The sequence below is a fragment of the Rhizobium sp. Leaf321 genome (assembly GCF_001423215.1).
Lineage (GTDB): Bacteria > Pseudomonadota > Alphaproteobacteria > Rhizobiales > Rhizobiaceae > Neorhizobium > Neorhizobium soli.
In genome coordinates, this window is the sequence record NZ_LMOF01000006.1 from 1,134,680 (window position 1) to 1,150,935 (window position 16,256).

At 60.9% G+C, this 16,256-nt stretch carries 14 protein-coding genes; 4 read left to right on the forward strand and 10 right to left on the reverse strand.

Translation table 11 applies throughout. The features are described from left to right. Positions 1-48: 48 nt before the first annotated feature. From ASF70_RS11820 to ASF70_RS11830, 3 genes are read right to left on the reverse strand one after another with little or no spacing between them, the layout of a single operon-like run. A complete protein-coding gene (locus ASF70_RS11820) occupies positions 49-2,382 on the reverse strand; it encodes an LPS-assembly protein LptD (protein WP_062453331.1) in 2,334 nt (777 codons plus the stop codon). Continuing rightward, positions 2,382-3,470 carry an LPS export ABC transporter permease LptG gene (gene lptG, locus ASF70_RS11825; RefSeq protein WP_062453330.1) on the reverse strand — a complete coding sequence of 363 codons (1,089 nt, stop codon included), beginning with the start codon at positions 3,468-3,470 and terminating at the stop codon, positions 2,382-2,384. The genes ASF70_RS11820 and lptG overlap by 1 nt, the downstream gene beginning before the upstream one ends. Then, positions 3,467-4,648 (reverse strand): LptF/LptG family permease, encoded by a 1,182-nt coding sequence (locus ASF70_RS11830; RefSeq protein ID WP_062579873.1) that lies wholly within the window; start codon positions 4,646-4,648, stop codon positions 3,467-3,469. Before ASF70_RS11830 ends, lptG begins: the two co-directional genes overlap by 4 nt. 277 nt (positions 4,649-4,925) lie before the next feature. Here ASF70_RS11830 and ASF70_RS11835 point away from each other — a divergent pair, with 277 nt between their 5' ends. After that, positions 4,926-6,419: a leucyl aminopeptidase gene (locus ASF70_RS11835; RefSeq protein WP_062579875.1), complete on the forward strand. Its 1,494-nt coding sequence runs from the start codon at positions 4,926-4,928 to the stop codon at positions 6,417-6,419. Further along, complete coding sequence (locus ASF70_RS11840; RefSeq protein ID WP_062579877.1) at positions 6,419-6,868, forward strand: DNA polymerase III subunit chi; 450 nt, start codon at positions 6,419-6,421, stop codon at positions 6,866-6,868. Before ASF70_RS11835 ends, ASF70_RS11840 begins: the two co-directional genes overlap by 1 nt. On the opposite strand, the gene ASF70_RS11845 is transcribed toward ASF70_RS11840, so the two are convergent. The 4 genes from ASF70_RS11845 to ASF70_RS11860 all read right to left on the reverse strand — a co-directional run bounded on the left by ASF70_RS11845 (position 6,869) and on the right by ASF70_RS11860 (position 11,614). After that, positions 6,869-7,258 (reverse strand): type II toxin-antitoxin system VapC family toxin, encoded by a 390-nt coding sequence (locus ASF70_RS11845; protein WP_062579879.1) that lies wholly within the window; start codon positions 7,256-7,258, stop codon positions 6,869-6,871. Next, positions 7,245-7,547, reverse strand: a complete 303-nt coding sequence (locus tag ASF70_RS11850) for a type II toxin-antitoxin system VapB family antitoxin (protein WP_062580245.1) — start codon at positions 7,545-7,547, stop codon at positions 7,245-7,247. The genes ASF70_RS11845 and ASF70_RS11850 overlap by 14 nt, the downstream gene beginning before the upstream one ends. Before the next feature lie 70 nt (positions 7,548-7,617). Further along, positions 7,618-9,660 (reverse strand): prolyl oligopeptidase family serine peptidase, encoded by a 2,043-nt coding sequence (locus ASF70_RS11855; RefSeq protein WP_062579881.1) that lies wholly within the window; start codon positions 9,658-9,660, stop codon positions 7,618-7,620. 70 nt (positions 9,661-9,730) lie between these two features. Then, positions 9,731-11,614: an ABC-F family ATP-binding cassette domain-containing protein gene (locus ASF70_RS11860; RefSeq protein WP_062579883.1), complete on the reverse strand. Its 1,884-nt coding sequence runs from the start codon at positions 11,612-11,614 to the stop codon at positions 9,731-9,733. 206 nt (positions 11,615-11,820) lie between these two features. On the opposite strand from ASF70_RS11860, the gene ASF70_RS11865 reads away from it, so the two are divergent. Beyond that, positions 11,821-12,699, forward strand: coding sequence for a hypothetical protein (locus ASF70_RS11865; RefSeq protein WP_062579884.1), 879 nt, complete (start codon positions 11,821-11,823; stop codon positions 12,697-12,699). 78 nt (positions 12,700-12,777) lie between these two features. On the opposite strand, the gene ASF70_RS11870 is transcribed toward ASF70_RS11865, so the two are convergent. Continuing rightward, positions 12,778-13,491: a Crp/Fnr family transcriptional regulator gene (locus ASF70_RS11870; RefSeq protein ID WP_062579890.1), complete on the reverse strand. Its 714-nt coding sequence runs from the start codon at positions 13,489-13,491 to the stop codon at positions 12,778-12,780. A gap of 206 nt (positions 13,492-13,697) precedes the next feature. Between ASF70_RS11870 and ASF70_RS11875 the strand changes: the two genes are divergently transcribed. After that, positions 13,698-14,420 carry a hypothetical protein gene (locus ASF70_RS11875; RefSeq protein ID WP_062579892.1) on the forward strand — a complete coding sequence of 241 codons (723 nt, stop codon included), beginning with the start codon at positions 13,698-13,700 and terminating at the stop codon, positions 14,418-14,420. Positions 14,421-14,511: 91 nt separating this feature from the next. Here the strand turns inward: ASF70_RS11875 and ASF70_RS11880 are convergent, their stop codons facing one another. Both ASF70_RS11880 and ASF70_RS11885 read right to left on the reverse strand, forming a co-directional pair. Then, a complete protein-coding gene (locus ASF70_RS11880) occupies positions 14,512-15,561 on the reverse strand; it encodes a diguanylate cyclase (protein WP_062579894.1) in 1,050 nt (349 codons plus the stop codon). Positions 15,562-15,735: 174 nt separating this feature from the next. Beyond that, on the reverse strand, positions 15,736-16,251 hold the full coding sequence (locus ASF70_RS11885) for a DinB family protein (protein ID WP_062579897.1): 516 nt from the start codon (positions 16,249-16,251) through the stop codon (positions 15,736-15,738). Positions 16,252-16,256 lie beyond the last annotated feature (5 nt).

Sequence of the window (16,256 nt, forward strand, 5' to 3'; positions counted from 1 at the left end):
TTGCACAATCGTTGCGGCAAAACCATGACGATTCTTCCGTTACCGGTCTCAGTAACGGAAGGTTTGATCGTAATCCTTGGTCGTGCCGATATTGACGTCGCCAAGCGTGCGGAAACTCAGGCGCGCACTGATCGTCCAGTCGTTCGCATCGGCTTCCGAAGGCTTGTCGGTATAGGCAAGCGTGAAGATCGTGCACTCGTCGGCGTAGCTGATACCGACGCCGCGCCGGATGAGCGAACTGTCTGTCAGGTCCCACGTGGCGGAACCGGCCAGCGACCAGTTTTCGTTGACCCGGAGCGACATGCTGTTCTTCAGCACGTCCGTCGCGTCGCTGTCGCCGTACTCGTCCTGCGCATCGACCTTAGTGTAGATCAGCTTGCCGCTGACCCGCGGTGTGGAATAGCTGAACGCTGTATCGGTGCGACGGATATCGAGCGACTTTTCATCGAGCCGTACGTTGTTGGAAAGCGAGAAGCCCTGCGGCAGGTCGATCGCCGCCATGGCGACGTAATCGGATCGCGATGTTTCGAGGCCCGAATTGGCCCCGGCCTGAACAAGATCGTCGCTGGCAAAGGAATTCTCGCCGGCAATCTGGTAGGACTGGCCGAAGATGCCGCGCACGCCGATGCCGTTGTTGAACGAGCCGGTATAGCGGAAGCCAACATTGGCACGGGTGCCGCCTTCGACACGGTCGTAGCCGGAGAACTTGTCCCGTTCGAACAGCGAAGTGGCATCGAACACGAAGCTCTGCGCATCCTCGTTGGGAAGGCCGCCGGACATCTGTTCGTCCGGACGCGCATAGATCTGCGCGATCGGCTCGATGATGTGGCTGCTGTTTTCGCTGGTGATCAGGAACGGATAGCGGGCCTCGAGGCCAGCCGTCAGCATGTATCGGCCGTTCGTACCGTTCGGCTCCAGATTGCCGTCATAGGCAAAGTTCGGATTGGACACATCGTGGCGGATGCCATCGGCGCGTGCTGCAAACAGCGGCGTCAGCAGCAGGCCGCCCGATGTCGTGTAGGTGCGCTTCCATTCGGCTTCGGTCGTCACGCGGGCGTAATCGCCTTCGAGACCAGGGAAGCGGTATGTGGTGCCCTCGAAGTAGGAATCCTCTTCGCGACGCGACAGGTTGGTCAGGTTGGCGTTGAACGAAAGCTCACCGCCGTACACCGATTCGGGCGCGATATACTGGTAGTCCAACGACGGATAGGCGATCGCCTGCTGGCGCTCGAGCGTGTTCGACGTGCCATTGTCCTGGACGTCGAAATAGTAGGCGTGCAGGTCGAAATAGTTACGCTTGCCAAGGCCGGTCAGGTAGACGTCGTTGGTGAACGTATCCTGGCTGACATCGGTCAGGCTGTAGGTCCGCGAGAAGTTCGCGTCCGTCTGGGCCATGACGTTCCAGCCGAAGGCCCAGCGCGGGTTGATCTGAAACTCGCCCTTGGAGGCGGCCATGAAGCGGCTGTTCTGCTCGCGGTCGCTTGTGCCAGCGTCGAACGAGCCGGGATCGCGCTGATCGATGCCGGCAAAACGGAACGTGTGGTCGCCGTTGTCGAACCGGTTGCGCACTTCGCCTTCGACCAGAAGTCCCTGGCTCGAATAGTAGGTCGGGCTGATCGTGGCATCCATGCTTGGCGAGAAGACATGGTAATAGGGGACGGTGACGCCGAACCCGAGGTTGTCGCTGACGATGAACTTCGGAAACAGAACGCCGGACTTGCGCTCGACAGTCTCGTCGGGAACTTCGATCGGGAAGGGCAGCTTTCCAAGCGAAAAGCCGAACAACTCGAACTGTGCATTCTCGAGGCGAATCGTATGCTTCTGTCCATTGCGAATGACGCGCTGTGCCTTGACCTGCCAGAGAGGCGCCTTGCCGGGTGTGGCGGCGCATGGAAGGCAGGCGGTGTACACGGTGTTGTTGAGCACCATGATATCGCCGGTCTGGCGCTCGGCGCTTTCAGCCGCAAGGCGGGTGTTGTCAGTGGTTTCGACGCGCAGGGCATTGATGAAGCCCTGGCCGAAATCGTCGGTCACGTCGAGCTCTTCCGCATAGACGCGGCTGCCCGACGGTTCGATGAACTCGATATTGCCGGTCGCCATGACGCGGCCGGTGTTCTGATCGTATTCAACGCGCTGCGCGACCATGCGGTAACGGTTGTAATAGATCTGGACGCCACCGGTCGCGGTGACGCGCTTGTTGTCCTGATTGTAGGTCAGTTCGTTGGCGCGCAGAAGCATCTTCGCACCGTCTTCAGCAGCCGGCACGAGGCCCTGCGCATACGCGCCGCCCGTCAATGCAGCGACGCCAGAGACACATACAGACACACCGGTCAGCAGGGCGGCGGCGAGCCGACTGATATTTCCGCGGTTACTTACCGCCACTAGCCATCCTCCTGATGAAGCAAGATCGTAGCGCCCAGGGCAGTCGCGACGACGACTGGAATCCAGACCGCCACGAAAGGAGGAATCGCCCCGCTGCTCCCGAATGCCTTCACAAGCACCGAGACGACATAAAGCACGAAGCCCGAAACTATTCCACCCAGAATCATCGACCTGGACTGCGCGAAGCGACTGAATTTTAACGACACTGTTGCCGCAATCATCGTCATGGCGACGAGCAGCAGCGGCAGTGAAAGCAGGGAGTGAAACTGGGTTTCCAGCGCCTTCGTCGAGATTCCAAAGGATTTGCCGATCTCGATCTTTCTGGAAAGACCAAGAAACGCAACGGTTTCCGGCTGAGCAAGGCTCTCCTGAAGATACTCGCGTCTCAAATTGGTTTTGACCTGTGCCGTCTCGAGACGGGTCGGAATTTCGCCCGGCCGATTCTCCAGAACGTCGTTAAGAAGCCAGTAACCATCTTCCAACTTAGCGGTCTTGGCGTCCTGCCGCATGGTGATGACGTCGTCCTTGTCGAAGTGGAAAACCACCACGTCGAGGAGCTCGGTACCGCTTTCGCGATAGGTCTTGGCGCCGATGATCACGTCTTCGTCGCCGGACAGCTGGCGGATCCACGGCACGAACTTGGACGACTTGGACTTGTTGCTGGCCTGCCGCCACGTGGTCTCGAGCGAGATTGATTCGCGCTGGCCCCAGGCGCCGATCGGGTTGACGACGAACAGCGTGAAGAGACCGAGCAGAAACGATCCGACAATGAAAGGTGCGACGAACTGCCAGACAGAAATTCCGGCTGCACGGGTGACGACCAGTTCGTAGCGACGGTTGAGCGCGATCAGCACCGTCATGCCGATAAACAGGCTCAGCGTCGGGATGGCCTGCTGCAGGATCTGCGGCACGCGCAATGCCGTCATCGCCAGCGCGCCGTAGAGGCTGTAGCCGTTGAGGCCCGAGAGGCGACGGCTCGTCTCGCTGAAATCGGCGAGAAAGATAATGGCGCTGACACCGAGCAGGAACCAGAATGCGGTGCTGATATAGCGCTTGAAGAAATAGCGGCCGAGTGTGGAGAAGATCATTTCGCCTCTCCCGTGGTTCCCCGTCCCGTCGGCGAAAGGCGCTTCTGCACGACGGTTGTCGCTTTCGTGATGCTGCGGCTGAACAGGCGAGGCATCTGGATCTGCCGGTTGGTGGCCAGCATGAAGCCCGTCACCAGGCAGGTCACCAGCGGAATCGCGTAGACCAGCGGCACGTAGGCCGCGTTGCGTTCCGTCAGATTGGTGGCCGAGAAGCCCAGCCAGCGCAGCAGGAAGGCGAAAAGCAGCACATAGATCATCGGATGCAGCCGTGCCGACCGGTGCGACCGCGTGTTGCCGGCCACAAGCAGAGACACCAGCGCGAAGGTGATCGGGAACAGCCAGTCGGACAGGCGACGATGCAGCTCGCTGCGGAAGCTCTCGGGCTTTTTCTGATAGGCAGGATCGGTCTTGTCGGGGTTGAGCAGGAAGCTCAGCGGCCGGTCACCGGAGTAAAGCGGCAGGCCGCCCTCATCCGATTGGGTCATCGCTGACAAATCGAACGCGTAGGACGCGAACTTGACGATCGAGATCCGGCCGTCCGGGCCTTTGCGATGCACTTCGCCGTCGCGCATGGTAAGCGATGTGCCGCCAGGATCGACCGATCCTTCGCGGGCATAATAGATCAGGCCGAAATTCGGATCGCGGTAATCGACGATGAACAGGCCTTTCAGCACCCGGCCCGAATGGCGCTCGGAGATCTGGACGTAAAGCCCGTCCTCGATGCTGCGAAAGGTCTTTTCCTCAATCACGGAAGATAGAAGGTCAGCATAGGCAGCTGCGACCATTTCGCGCGCGCCGAGCCGTGATTTGGGTTCGATGAAATTGGTGATGGTGAAGGAGACGAGGCTGAGCGCGACCGCGAGCAAGATCACCGGCTTGTAGATGATGCTGCGGGCCGCACCGGCCGCGTCGATCACAGGCAGTTCCGAATCATTGTTCATCGCCGTCAGCGTCTGGGTGATGCCGATGACAAAGGCGAAGGGCAGGACAACCGGAATGATGGTCGGCAGGATATAGCTTGCGAGCTGCATGAACGAGCCCATCGACTGGCCGGTGTCGGTGACCAGGTTGATGCGGCCGAGCACCTGAATCGTCCAGATGATCGTGAGCACCGGAACGAGTGCCACCAGGAACATCTGCAGGATTCGGCGCAATATGTAGAGTTCGAGAAGCTTCATTCCCGCATTATGCCTCAGGTCCTAAGGGGCTTTCGTCCCGCATTCGATCGATGGTAGCCGCGCCTATCTAAGCGATTGGGAACGGCATTGCGACAGGGCCCCTGTCACAAAATGTTGGCAACCCCGGTTTTCTTCGGCGTTGTGACATTTGGAAACAGTGGATTGGACATCAATACGGGCTTTAGGAAGGCGAGAAGTTCGATCCTGCGCGCTTGCGTTCGCGACCGAAAGGGTGAAGATCGGGCCTTTCTTCCGCACCACAATGCCTGGAGCTGTAATGTCCATGAAATTCGATATCGCCTTTTCCGCCTCCGCCGTCATCGATGGAGGACTTGCGATTCAGCTCAAGCTTTCGGGAGATGCCGTAGCCGCCAGTGTCGCCGAAGTCGATCCGCAGGCTGTTGCGGTAAGGGCGGCGGGCATCGCCAAGTTCAAAGGCAAGGCGTTGTCGACGCTTGATATTCTGGCCCCGGCCGGATCGAAGGCCGATCGGCTTATCGTGCTGGGTCTCGGCAAGGCCGACAAGCTGACAGCCTACGACTGGCTGAAGGCGGGTGGCGTCGCGGCCGCTGCGGTCAAGACGATGGAGAAGGTGACGGTGTTCCTCGATGCACCCGGTGCCGACGTCGGCGCGGCCGAAGCTGCGGATTTCGCGACCGGCATGCTGCTGCGCGCCTACAAGTTCGATACCTACAAGACCAAGAAGAAGGACGACGACGAGGACAAGTCGCCGAAGACGGTGACCGTCACCATCGTAACCGCAAAAGCCGATGCGGCGACTGAGCAATTCGTCTCGGCGAAGGCCATTGCCGAGGGTGTGATTCTTGCCCGCGACCTGGTCAATCTGCCGCCCAACGTGCTTGGCCCGATCGAGTTTGCGCAGAAGGCGAAGGATCTGGAATCGCTTGGCGTTGACGTGGAGATCCTGACCGAGACCGAGATGACGGAACTCGGCATGGGCGCTCTGCTCGGCGTCGCCCAGGGCTCTTCCCGGCCACCGCGGCTGGCGATCATGACCTGGAACGGCGGCACGCCGGGAGATCAGCCGGTCGCCTTTGTCGGCAAGGGTGTCGTTTTCGATACCGGCGGCATCTCGATCAAGCCGAGCCTCGGCATGGAAGACATGAAGGGCGACATGGGCGGAGCTGCCGCCGTGACCGGCCTGATGCACACGCTCGCCGCTCGCAAGGCCAAGGCGAACGTGATCGGCATTATCGGCCTGGTCGAAAACATGCCTGACGGCAACGCCCAGAGACCCGGCGATATCGTCACCTCGATGTCCGGCCAGACGATCGAGATCGTCAATACCGATGCGGAAGGCCGTCTCGTGCTGGGCGATGCGCTCTGGTACTGCAAGGAACGCTTCAAGCCTCGCTTCATGATCGATCTCGCGACGCTGACCGGCGCCATCGTCGTCGCACTCGGCAACCTCCATGCCGGACTGTTTTCCAACGATGACGCGCTGGCGGACGAACTGACGCAGGCGGGCGAGACAAGCGGCGAGAAGCTTTGGCGCATGCCGCTTTCCAAGGACTACGACAAGATGATCGACAGCCGCTTTGCCGACATGAAGAACAGCGGCGGCAGGCAGGCCGGCTCGATCACCGCGGCGCAGTTCCTCAAGCGTTTCGTCGGCGATACGCCCTGGGCGCATCTCGACATCGCGGCAACGGCGCTCAATTCGCCGCAGAACGAGATCAACCAGTCCTGGGCATCCGGTTACGGCGTACGCCTGCTGGACGAACTTGTCCGCAGGAACTACGAGAACTGATGACCGAAGTACTGTTCTATCACCTGACCGAATCGAAGCTCGAAGATGCGCTGCCGGCGCTTCTCGAAAAGAGCGTCGAGCGCGGCTGGAAGGTGGTCGTTCAGACAGCCGAAGATGTGCGTCGGGATTTTCTCGACGCACATTTGTGGACGTTTCGCGATGACAGTTTTCTGCCGCATGGCACCGATGCAGCGCCGATGCCGCAGGAGCAACCGGTCCTGCTGACGGCGACTCCCGAGAACCAGAATGCCGCAACCGTGCGTTTCGTCGTCGACGGCGCCGAGCCGCCGCCGCTCGACCCCTATGAGCGCGTCGTCTTCATGTTCGATGGCTACGATCAGCTTCAGCTGGAAGGCGCGCGCGCCCAGTGGAAGAAGCTGAAGGGCGATGGACATGCGCTGACCTACTGGCAGCAATCGCCCGAGGGACGCTGGGTGAAAAAGGCCTGATCAGGCAAGGTCGGTCCGCGCAAAATCTCCGCCGACATAGAGAAGCGGCAGACCCGACTGGCGGGCGCCGGCATAGGAGAAGCAATCCCCGAAATTGAGCTTTGCCGGATGGCGGCCCTTGTCGTAGCGGGCGAAGGCGTCTATGGCGGCAGACGAGACATCGTAGGATGCTGGCAGGACAGAAATCTCGAAGCGTTCGACGAAGCGCTGTACCAGCAGCTTTGTTTCTTCGGGTTGCCTGCCAAGCCGGGTCGCCAGCACAGTCGCCGATTCGTAGATCACGGTCGGTCCCGTGCAAATCGACCGGCTCTCTGCCATGCGCCCCAGAAGCTCGTTTGCCCTGTCGCCGTCGATCAGGATTTCAACGACGACCGAGCTATCGATGAACATCGTTCTCGCCCCACATCTCGTCGAGATAAGCCTTTTCATCAAACGGGGGCAGCGACTCATTGGGTGGCATGTTGAAATCTTGCCTCAGCCGCTCCAACCGGTCTCGCAAAGCCTGCAGTCGTTCGCTTCGTGTCGTGTTGTCGGAGACAGGTTCAGTTCGTTGATGAACCTCTCCCACCACGCGCTCCAGCGCCTGGCGAACCGTATCCTCCTTGCTCGGAGCATTCAGGATTTTCTGCGCCTGTTCGGCAAGCGCATCGAGAACCGGGTCGGTGATATGAAGCGTCATGGTCATGCCTCACAGGGTTGCAAACGGACGGTAGTGTATCCGCGGATTTGGCACAACCGATGGCTTCCGCTCACGCCTTCACGATCGTCTCGCGCAGAAAACTGTAGCCCATTGCCAATCGCGCCGCCTGTTCAAGCGTATCGCCGGCGCCGCCGTGGCCGCCCGAGCCGTATTCGTGAAACAGAGGACGATGCCCGGCGTCGATCAGTCTCTTGGCAAAGCGGCGGGCATGCGATGGATGCACGCGGTCGTCGTTCGTCGAGCTCTCGATGTAGATCGGCGGATAGGTCACCTCAGTCGCGGGGTCGATATTGTGGAGCGGCGAATAGGTCAGCATCGCGGCAAGCTCTTCCGCGACGTCAGGGTTGCCGTATTCGTCCATCCAGGCCTTGCCGGCTGGGAAGACGTGGAAACGCGACATGTCGATGACGGGGACCGAGGTCCAGATTGCGCCGAAATCTTGTGGATAGCGCGTTGCCATGACAGCGGTCAGAAGACCGCCATTGCTGCCGCCATGGCAGGCGATGCGCGACGGTTTTGTGATGCCACGTGCGACAAGATCGCGGGAGACTGCGACGAAATCCTCGAACGCCTTGTGACGGCCCTTGCCCTTGGCGACCGTGTGCCAGTCGGGGCCGAATTCCGCGCCGCCGCGGATATAGGCCTGTACATAGGCGCCGCCATGCTCGAGCCAGACGCCGGTATTGCCCGAGTAGTAGGGAGCAAGCGGCCAGCCGAAACCACCATAGCCATACATCAGGACCGGCAGTTCGCCCTTCTCCCACGTCTTCGGATAGACGATGTGATAGGGGATTTTCGTCCCGTCTTCCGATGTCGCCTGCAGAAGCTCGGACTGCATCCCTTGCGCATCGAAATAGGCGGGAGAGACGCCTGTCGGAACCAAATCGGGCAAGCGGGCGCGATCCGTCAGGTCGAGACGCCATGTCCCGTAAGGCTGCAGGAAGCCCTGGCCGATGACGGTCAGGATTTCCTCGCCGCGCGTGAGGTCGGCATCGAGCGTGCGGAATCCGACGGTCTGCAGAGTGGACGGCAGCTGCAGTTCCTGCGGCTGCGCATCCGGTTTCGTGAGGTCGATCAGGAATAACCGCGGCACCATCACGTCGCTGACGACGAATGCGCCCCAGGTCTTGAACAGCGTGAACTGAGTGACGGTCTGCCCGTGTTCAGGGCTAAAGAGAACACGGGCAGCACCCAGCGGCTCATCCGAATACGGGATAAAATCCTGCAGGATCAGGCTGCCGGTCGGATAGCGCTCGTCACTCTTGGCGCGCCAGAGCAGATGGCGATGGTTGGCGGTGACATCGATCCTGTCGGGCAGATCGAGACGCGGGAGCGCACCTTGTCTATCGCGGACATGGACGCTCATCCGGTCGATCTCGTGGATGACGGTAAAGAACTCGATCGGCTTCTCGTCCGGTCCGCCGTTCCAGAACAGTGGATCGATGATCCCGCCGGTGGCCTGAACGTCGTCCGGGCCTGCCTCGAACAGGATCGGTGCATCTTTCGGATCCATGCCGCGCTTCAGCCGGCGGCCGACGCGGGGCCAGCCAGAGCGGGTGGCGGAGAATTCGTCGATCGACCCGAAATAGGCAATCTCGTCCGGGCCGATCCAGCTTGCATGGGCTCGCGCCACCGGCGTGTCGAAACCGCCCTCGACGACCGCCTTCGGCTCCGTGTCGAACTCCAGCAATCGCATCTGGTCGGATCCGCCGTCGGACAGGATGACGAGAACGCGGGTCGGCTCGTAAGGGGAGGTGACGGCGCCACTATAGATCCAGCGCTTGCCTTCAGTAACGCAAAAGGCGTCGAAATCGAAAATGGTTTCCCAGGCCGCGTCGTTGCGCGGCTCGTCTGCTGCCGGTAGTCGGCGCCAGAGACCGAGGGGATTGTCCTTGGTGCGATGAAAGTCGAACTGCCAGCGTCCGCGCCGCGCCGGCACGATCAGCCGGTCCTCGCGCTCAAACATCGCCTTCAGCGTGTCGCGGTCCGCTTCGAATTGGGGTGTTTCGAGCGCCTCGGCCGAGATTGCGTTCTGCTCGGCGATAAACGCGAGCGTGCGGGCGTCGTCGTCGGTTTCGAGATAAAGATCCATCGAAGGCCTCCTGTGTCTGCAGCCACTTAGCTAGGCATGCAGCGGAGTAGGGGCAACCGGATTTCGAAACTCAGCCGGCCATCGCCTCCTCGTATTCGGAAGACAGCATCAGCCATTGCTCTTCGGCGGCCGAGAGCTTGGCCGCGGCTTCGCCCCGTTCCTTGGCCTTGGTCGCGGCCTTTGCCGGCGTCTTTTCATAGAGTGCCGGGTCCGCAAGCTCTTTATCAAGCGCCTGAATCAGCTTCTCAAGCTTGGCCGTCAAGGCCTCGGCATCGTTGATCTTTTTGCGCAAGGGGGCGAGCGAGGCACGCCTTTCCGCACTCGCCTTACGCTGTTCGACCTTCGATGCCGAATCGTCAATCAGCTGCGGTTTTTCTTCTTTTTTTTTACCGGAACTGACAATCAGGTCGCGGTATTCTTCGAGATCTCCCTCGAAGGTTTGCACCGTGCCGTTGTTGACGAGCCAGAGACGATCGACCGTCGCCTCGATCAGATGCCGATCATGGGAGATAAGAATGACCGCGCCCTGATAGTCGTTGAGTGCCTCGATCAGGGCTCTTCGGCTGTCGATGTCCAGATGGTTGGTCGGCTCGTCGAGGATGAGAAGGTTCGGCGCGTGGAAGGCGGCGAGACCCATCAGCAGGCGAGCCTTTTCGCCGCCCGACAGATCCTTGGCGGGTGTCGACATCTTTTCTGTCGCAAGCCCCATCTGGGCGACGCGGGCGCGGACCTTGCCTTCCGGGACTGACGGCATCAGGCGGCGGACGTGCTCCACGGGAGAATCACCCGGGACGAGGTCGTCGAGCTGGTGCTGGGCGAAGAAGCCGATCTTCAGGCTTGGCGCGAGTTTCAGTTCGCCGCTTTCGGCGGCAAGCCGGCCGGCGATGAACTTGGCGAAGGTGGACTTGCCGTTGCCGTTCGAGCCGAGGAGGGCGATGCGGTCGTCATGGTCGATCCGGAGCGTGATGTTCCTGAGGATCGGTTTGCCCGGCTCGTACCCGACGGCACCGTTCTGCACCGAGATGATCGGCGAGGCGGGTTGCTTTTCGGGCTCGGGGAAAGTGATCGGCTGGACATGATCCTCGATGACAGAGGCGACCGTTCCCATCCGCTCCAGCGCCTTGACGCGGCTCTGCGCCTGCTTGGCCTTGGAGGCCTTGGCCTTGAAGCGGTCGATGAAGGTCTGCAAATGCTTGCGGGCCGCATCGTTCTTCACCTTGGCCTTGGTCTGCAGCTCGTCGTTTTCCGCCTTCTGGCGTTCGAACTGGTCATAGCCTCCGCGATAGAAGGTAAGCTTCTTCTGGTCGAGATGGACAATCGACGTGACCGCATTGTTGAGCATGTCGCGGTCATGGCTGATGACGATGACAGTGTGCGGATAGCGGCGCACGTAATCTTCCAGCCAGAGCGTGCCTTCAAGGTCGAGATAGTTGGTCGGCTCGTCGAGAAGAAGCAGGTCCGGCTCGGCAAACAGAACCGAGGCAAGCGCCACGCGCATGCGCCAGCCGCCGGAAAACGACGAGGCCGGCCGCAGCTGGGCTTCCTGCGAAAAGCCGAGGCCGGCGAGAATGCTGGCGGCGCGCGCCTCCGCCGAATGGGCGTCGATGTCGACGAGGCGCATCTGGATGTCGGCAATCCGGTCCGGATCGGTGGCCGTTTCCGACTCGGTCATCAGTGCTGCGCGTTCCTTGTCGGCGGCGAGCACGATTTCCAGCAGCGAATCCTCGGTGCCGGGCGCTTCCTGAGCCACCTGTCCGAGCTTGGCGCTCTTCGGATAGGAGACCGAGCCGGTCTCCGAGCTGAGCTCGCCGGTAATCAGCTTGAACAGCGTCGATTTGCCCGCACCGTTGCGGCCCACAAGCCCGGCTTTGGTGCCGGCGGGCAGCGTCACGCTGGCATGGTCGAGGAGAAGGCGCCCGGCAATACGGGCGGAAAGGTCGGTAATGGTAATCATGGCCGCGGTTTTGGCCGAAACCGGGCGTGAAGGCAAGACGGCGGCCGTCGCGATTTGCGGGCATTGTGCGCTGCGAAGGGACAATCTCTCAAGGATCTCCCCCTGTTCCTCCGGGAACAGCCCTCCAGACCGCGCCCATCTAGGTTCGTCCCTGGCCACTCGGCCGAAGCATCCCTGACGGATGTTCGAACAAGGAGGGTTGAGAGATGAAGTTCTGGAAAGCGTCATGCCTGACACTTTTGGTGTCGGTTTCCTTTGCACCGACAGGCGCATTCGCCGATGACCGGTTCACCTGCTGGGCGCCGACCGCGGCGCAGGCGGCCTTTACCGCAGACTACTGGACGGACGAGCGCCGTCGCAATGCAATCCCCGCTCCCGGCCTACTGCCGGAGAGCGGCATGCCAGGTGGCGACGTACATTCCCTCGAAGGTACCGAGGTCAAGCTGGCACCGATCAAGGAGGCTCCGTTCAAGTTCGGTGGCAAGCTGTTCTTTAGCCTAGGCGGAATCGATCAAGCGGCCAGCGCCCAGTTCGTCTCCGACGACAAGATCATTATCGGGGCGGCACACGCCATGTGGCTGAATGGAGACCAGGCCAGCAACGTGGTGTTCTATCCGGGTTATGACGGAGCGCCGGGCGAGGCTTATCCTATCGAAATGGCGTCCGTCCTGACGGCGTGGACGAAGATACCGCAAGTCCCGGGCCTTGCCGCGGCCGCAGTCGATTACGCGGTCATGCGCAGTACCAAGGCCTCGACGTCTGGAAAATTCCAGCTGCGTCTCGCTAAGGTGCCTGAGAAAACCGAACTCACCCTGATGGGATATCCCGGACGGCTGGATGGTGGCGAGTACATGTTCTTGGAGGACCCGTCGATCAGCGTCAGCGATGCGACGGCTTACGAGGCAAAGCCGCATCCGATGTACGGCGGCGGTGCCAGTGGCGGCGCGTGGTTCCTGCCGGCTGAGAACAAGGCTTTCGAAATCTTCAGCGTCGTGTCGAATGGCAGCCCTAGTAACGTCAAGGGGCCGCATTTCACGCATGAGACCGAGGAAATGATCGAGTACGTCAAGGGTGGCTGCAAGTAGCGATCGCAAAAGGGCAGGCGACCTGCGCGACGGAACTCAAAATCCGTCGCGCTCGGCGTCGCGGCCTGGACCACCCTGTCAATTGTCGGTCGCCCCCTCGCGCGACATGATCTTCAGCGATCGGTAGTCGAGGATGATCAGGCGGCCGCGCCGCATGCCGAGCACGCCGTCGCCCTTCCAAGCCTGAAGCTGCGCGTTCACTCGTGGGCGGCTGGCATTGATCAGTTGCCCCATTCTCTCCTGCGATATCGCTCTGTCGATCAGCAGCCCCTCCGCTGTGCTGCGGCCGTGCAGGCGGGCGAGATCGACGAGAAGACGCGCAAGCCTGGTCTGCAGCGTATGCAGTGCCATGCCTTCGGCAAAGGCCATCGTCTTTCTGAGCTTGCGTGCGAATGTCTTCATCAGAAAAGCCGACATCTGGGGCATGCGGGTGATCTCACTGAATGCGCTGCGACGGACCACCATCACGCGGGTCTCACCGGCCGCGACCGCGTTCGCGAAGTGGGTGCAGCCGAGGGTGAGTTCGACATCTCCCAGAACGTCGCCGGCGCCGAGCTCGGCGAAGATCACCTCATGCCCATCCTCCGAGATGAAATAGAGGTGCACGCAACCGGACACGATGATCGACAGCGCGTCACAGGCCTGACCGCTGAAAAACAGCGTCTGGCCGTCCCTATAGAGCCGGCTCGCCGACCCCGACACGAGACGCGAGTACGTGTCGTCGTCGAGATCGTCGAACCACGCGGAATGTCGGATGTCGTTGTTGATCTTGGAGATAAGGTTCGATGTCATAAACCCACTCGGACGCTGAGGTGTCGCTTGCCGTCTGAGCCGTGATACGAATAAATGCAATCAAAAGTTGTTACATGCGTGACATTCTCCAGCGATAAATCATTCTAGGTTGTGCTCACGGCAGGAGTTGCCGTTGGTAGCCGAACGGACCGCTCGGTCCGGTCCGCATGTCGCGGCGGCAAGAATGTGAAAGAGGAGAGGTCAGCATGCGTGTTATGATGGGAAGGGAAGCGATCGAGATCTTCGAGAAACAGGATCTGGGGACGCCCTATACGCTTACGGTCATGAACGAGAACCCGAAGTTCCAGAGTTATGCGTTGTTCCAGACGATACCGGACGTGGTCGGCGCGTCTCAGAGCCCTTTGTCCCTGGCATGGATGATCGGCAACGCGGCCTCGGGCAGCCCGGAAAACCCGAGCATGTCGACATTCAGCTGGACGATCGACTACTCGATCAGCGCCGGTTACATCCAGGAACTCGGGTCGACGCTCAGCCCGCGGGCCTTTGCGACCGCCAGCAAATGCGACGTCATGCTCGAGGGTCTCAACAACGTCGCGATCACCTACCAGGGCGCGTTCCCGAACGGTGCTCCGGCGTTTCCGACAAATCCGACCGCCGGCCCGGCCGGTGTGTTTCTCGTGCGGGCGAACAACCTGATCCCGTCGGTTCTGCAGCAGGCCAGTGTCCGGATGTCGCTGAATGTGGGTCTTGCGATGGGCGGCAAACCGGCCGTCGCCGTACAGCTCGAGCCAAACCTCGACTACACGTTCACACCGAAGCCAAGCTATTTCATCATCGCCGGCTCGTTCATCGAGGGGCAGGTGATCGATACTGCCATCTCGTCTGCAGCGTTTCCGGTCCAGTTCGCTCAGGGCGTGACCAGAAAGACGATCCGCTTCACGCAGGAAAACCAGTTCGTTCCCGCCTGACGCCGACGCGATCGACTTTTTGCTGAAATGCAGGACGCGGCGCCCGGACGGGCCGCCGCGTCACTGTCGTATGGGGGATCGGTCGATGCGTTCAGGAAACGCGACGGCTTGGATCGCCGAAGATCGCCACGGTGTCGGTTCCGGCGCCTGAACCCTGGGCACGAAGACTTTCGAGTGCCGTTGCCGCATGCAGCTTGATCTGCTGCGGCGAGAATGCCTCGGTCGAGAGCGCCACGCCGGTCGACAGCCGCATGTGGGGGTAATGCCCTTCACCGGAACCTGCAAACACGAGGCTGTCGGCGATCGAAGTTACGAGTCGATCGGCGATCGCTTTTGCACCGCTCCGATCGACATCCTCGAACAGAAACGCAAAGCTGTCGGTCGCGGTCCGGGCCAGAAAGTCGTTCTTCTTGATCGCCTTGCGGAAAATCGCGGCGGCGCGCTTGACGATCCGGCCGGCAGTCACCTGGCCATAGGTCTGCGCCATCTCGCCGAGATCGACGAGGCGGACGACAAACAGCGCGGCCGGGCGGTGCTCGGCGGAAGGGGCGTAGAGGAGATCCAGCTTTTCCGCCAGCGCCACATGGTTGGGAAGCCCGGTCAGCCGGTCGGACAGAGAATTGGTTCGGGCCGCTTCCGCCAGATTGCTCGACATCAGCAGCCGGTCCGCGGCAAGCTCCAGAGATTTGGTGAGACCGATCTCGGCGGAGAGCGTTTCGCTTAGGTTCGCCTGAAGATGATCGAGCTCGGCCTGGATGTCGGCGAGACCGCTGGCACTTCCGCTCCGAAGGCTTTCGGCCGCCGTCTCTAGCGCACGCACGAAATTCTGCTTCTTCAGCGTGGCCTGGGCAATCGTGCCGACGAGATCGAGAACGCGTCTCGTTTCCTCGTCCCGGTTGGCGATCGATAGAACCACGAAGCCGGGAAGCTGGTAGCGCAGGCCGATCTCGTCGATCTGGGCCTGGGTAGCGCCGGCCGGAAGCGTGGCGACGTCGCGGGTAAGCGCCGGATCGGACCCCGACAGCGCTTCGTGGAACAGCGTGTAATTGCGAGGAAGACCGGCAACGTCCTGCTTTGCCATCTGCTGCGCTACGACAGCCAGGCTCCTGTCACGCGATTGCCGTGCATTGTCCGCCGACATGATCCACCTATTCCTTAGGGTCTCGTTACTGTCTCGTTTCAGGAAAACAGTACGCGAGATCGAGGGTTAAGAACGCCTGAAACGTTGGCTTTTGTCAGGCGTTTGAAGACGTCTCGTTGCGAATAAGGTTAAGGCTGAGTTCACAACCCCTATTTGTCCTAAAGCCGTATTACGTTAAACCTGCATCCACTGTTTTCCATGCCCGCGTAGGAAGGCGATCATATCGAGCACTACGGAGGGCTTGCCGAGCGAGGTGAGGATGGCGTGCACCTGTCCCCGGTGGTGGGTCTGGTGGTTGAAGAGATGGGCGAGAACAGGCGCCACTGGTTCGGTGACCTCCGTCGGAACGGTCACTGGCGTATAGGTGATGGTGGCACTGAGTGCGCCGTCGCTCAGCGACGTGAGATAGTCGGTGATACGCACATCTTCAGCGTCACGCGCCGTGCGCAGGTCAGAGAAATCCTCGAACAGAACGGCCCCCAGATCCGTCGGCGCCGTGCCGTCTCCGGTCAGGCGGCGCATCCAGATGCGGTCGGCAACGAGGATGTGGTTGAGCGTGCGGTGGACTGATCCGAAGAAGGCGCCACGATCTTCGCGGTATTCGGCGTCCGTCAGCGCGGCACAGGCATCGTAGACCTGTGAATTTGCCCAGGAATTGTAAGCGGCAAGCATCTGGAAATGGCGCAGCATTCAAA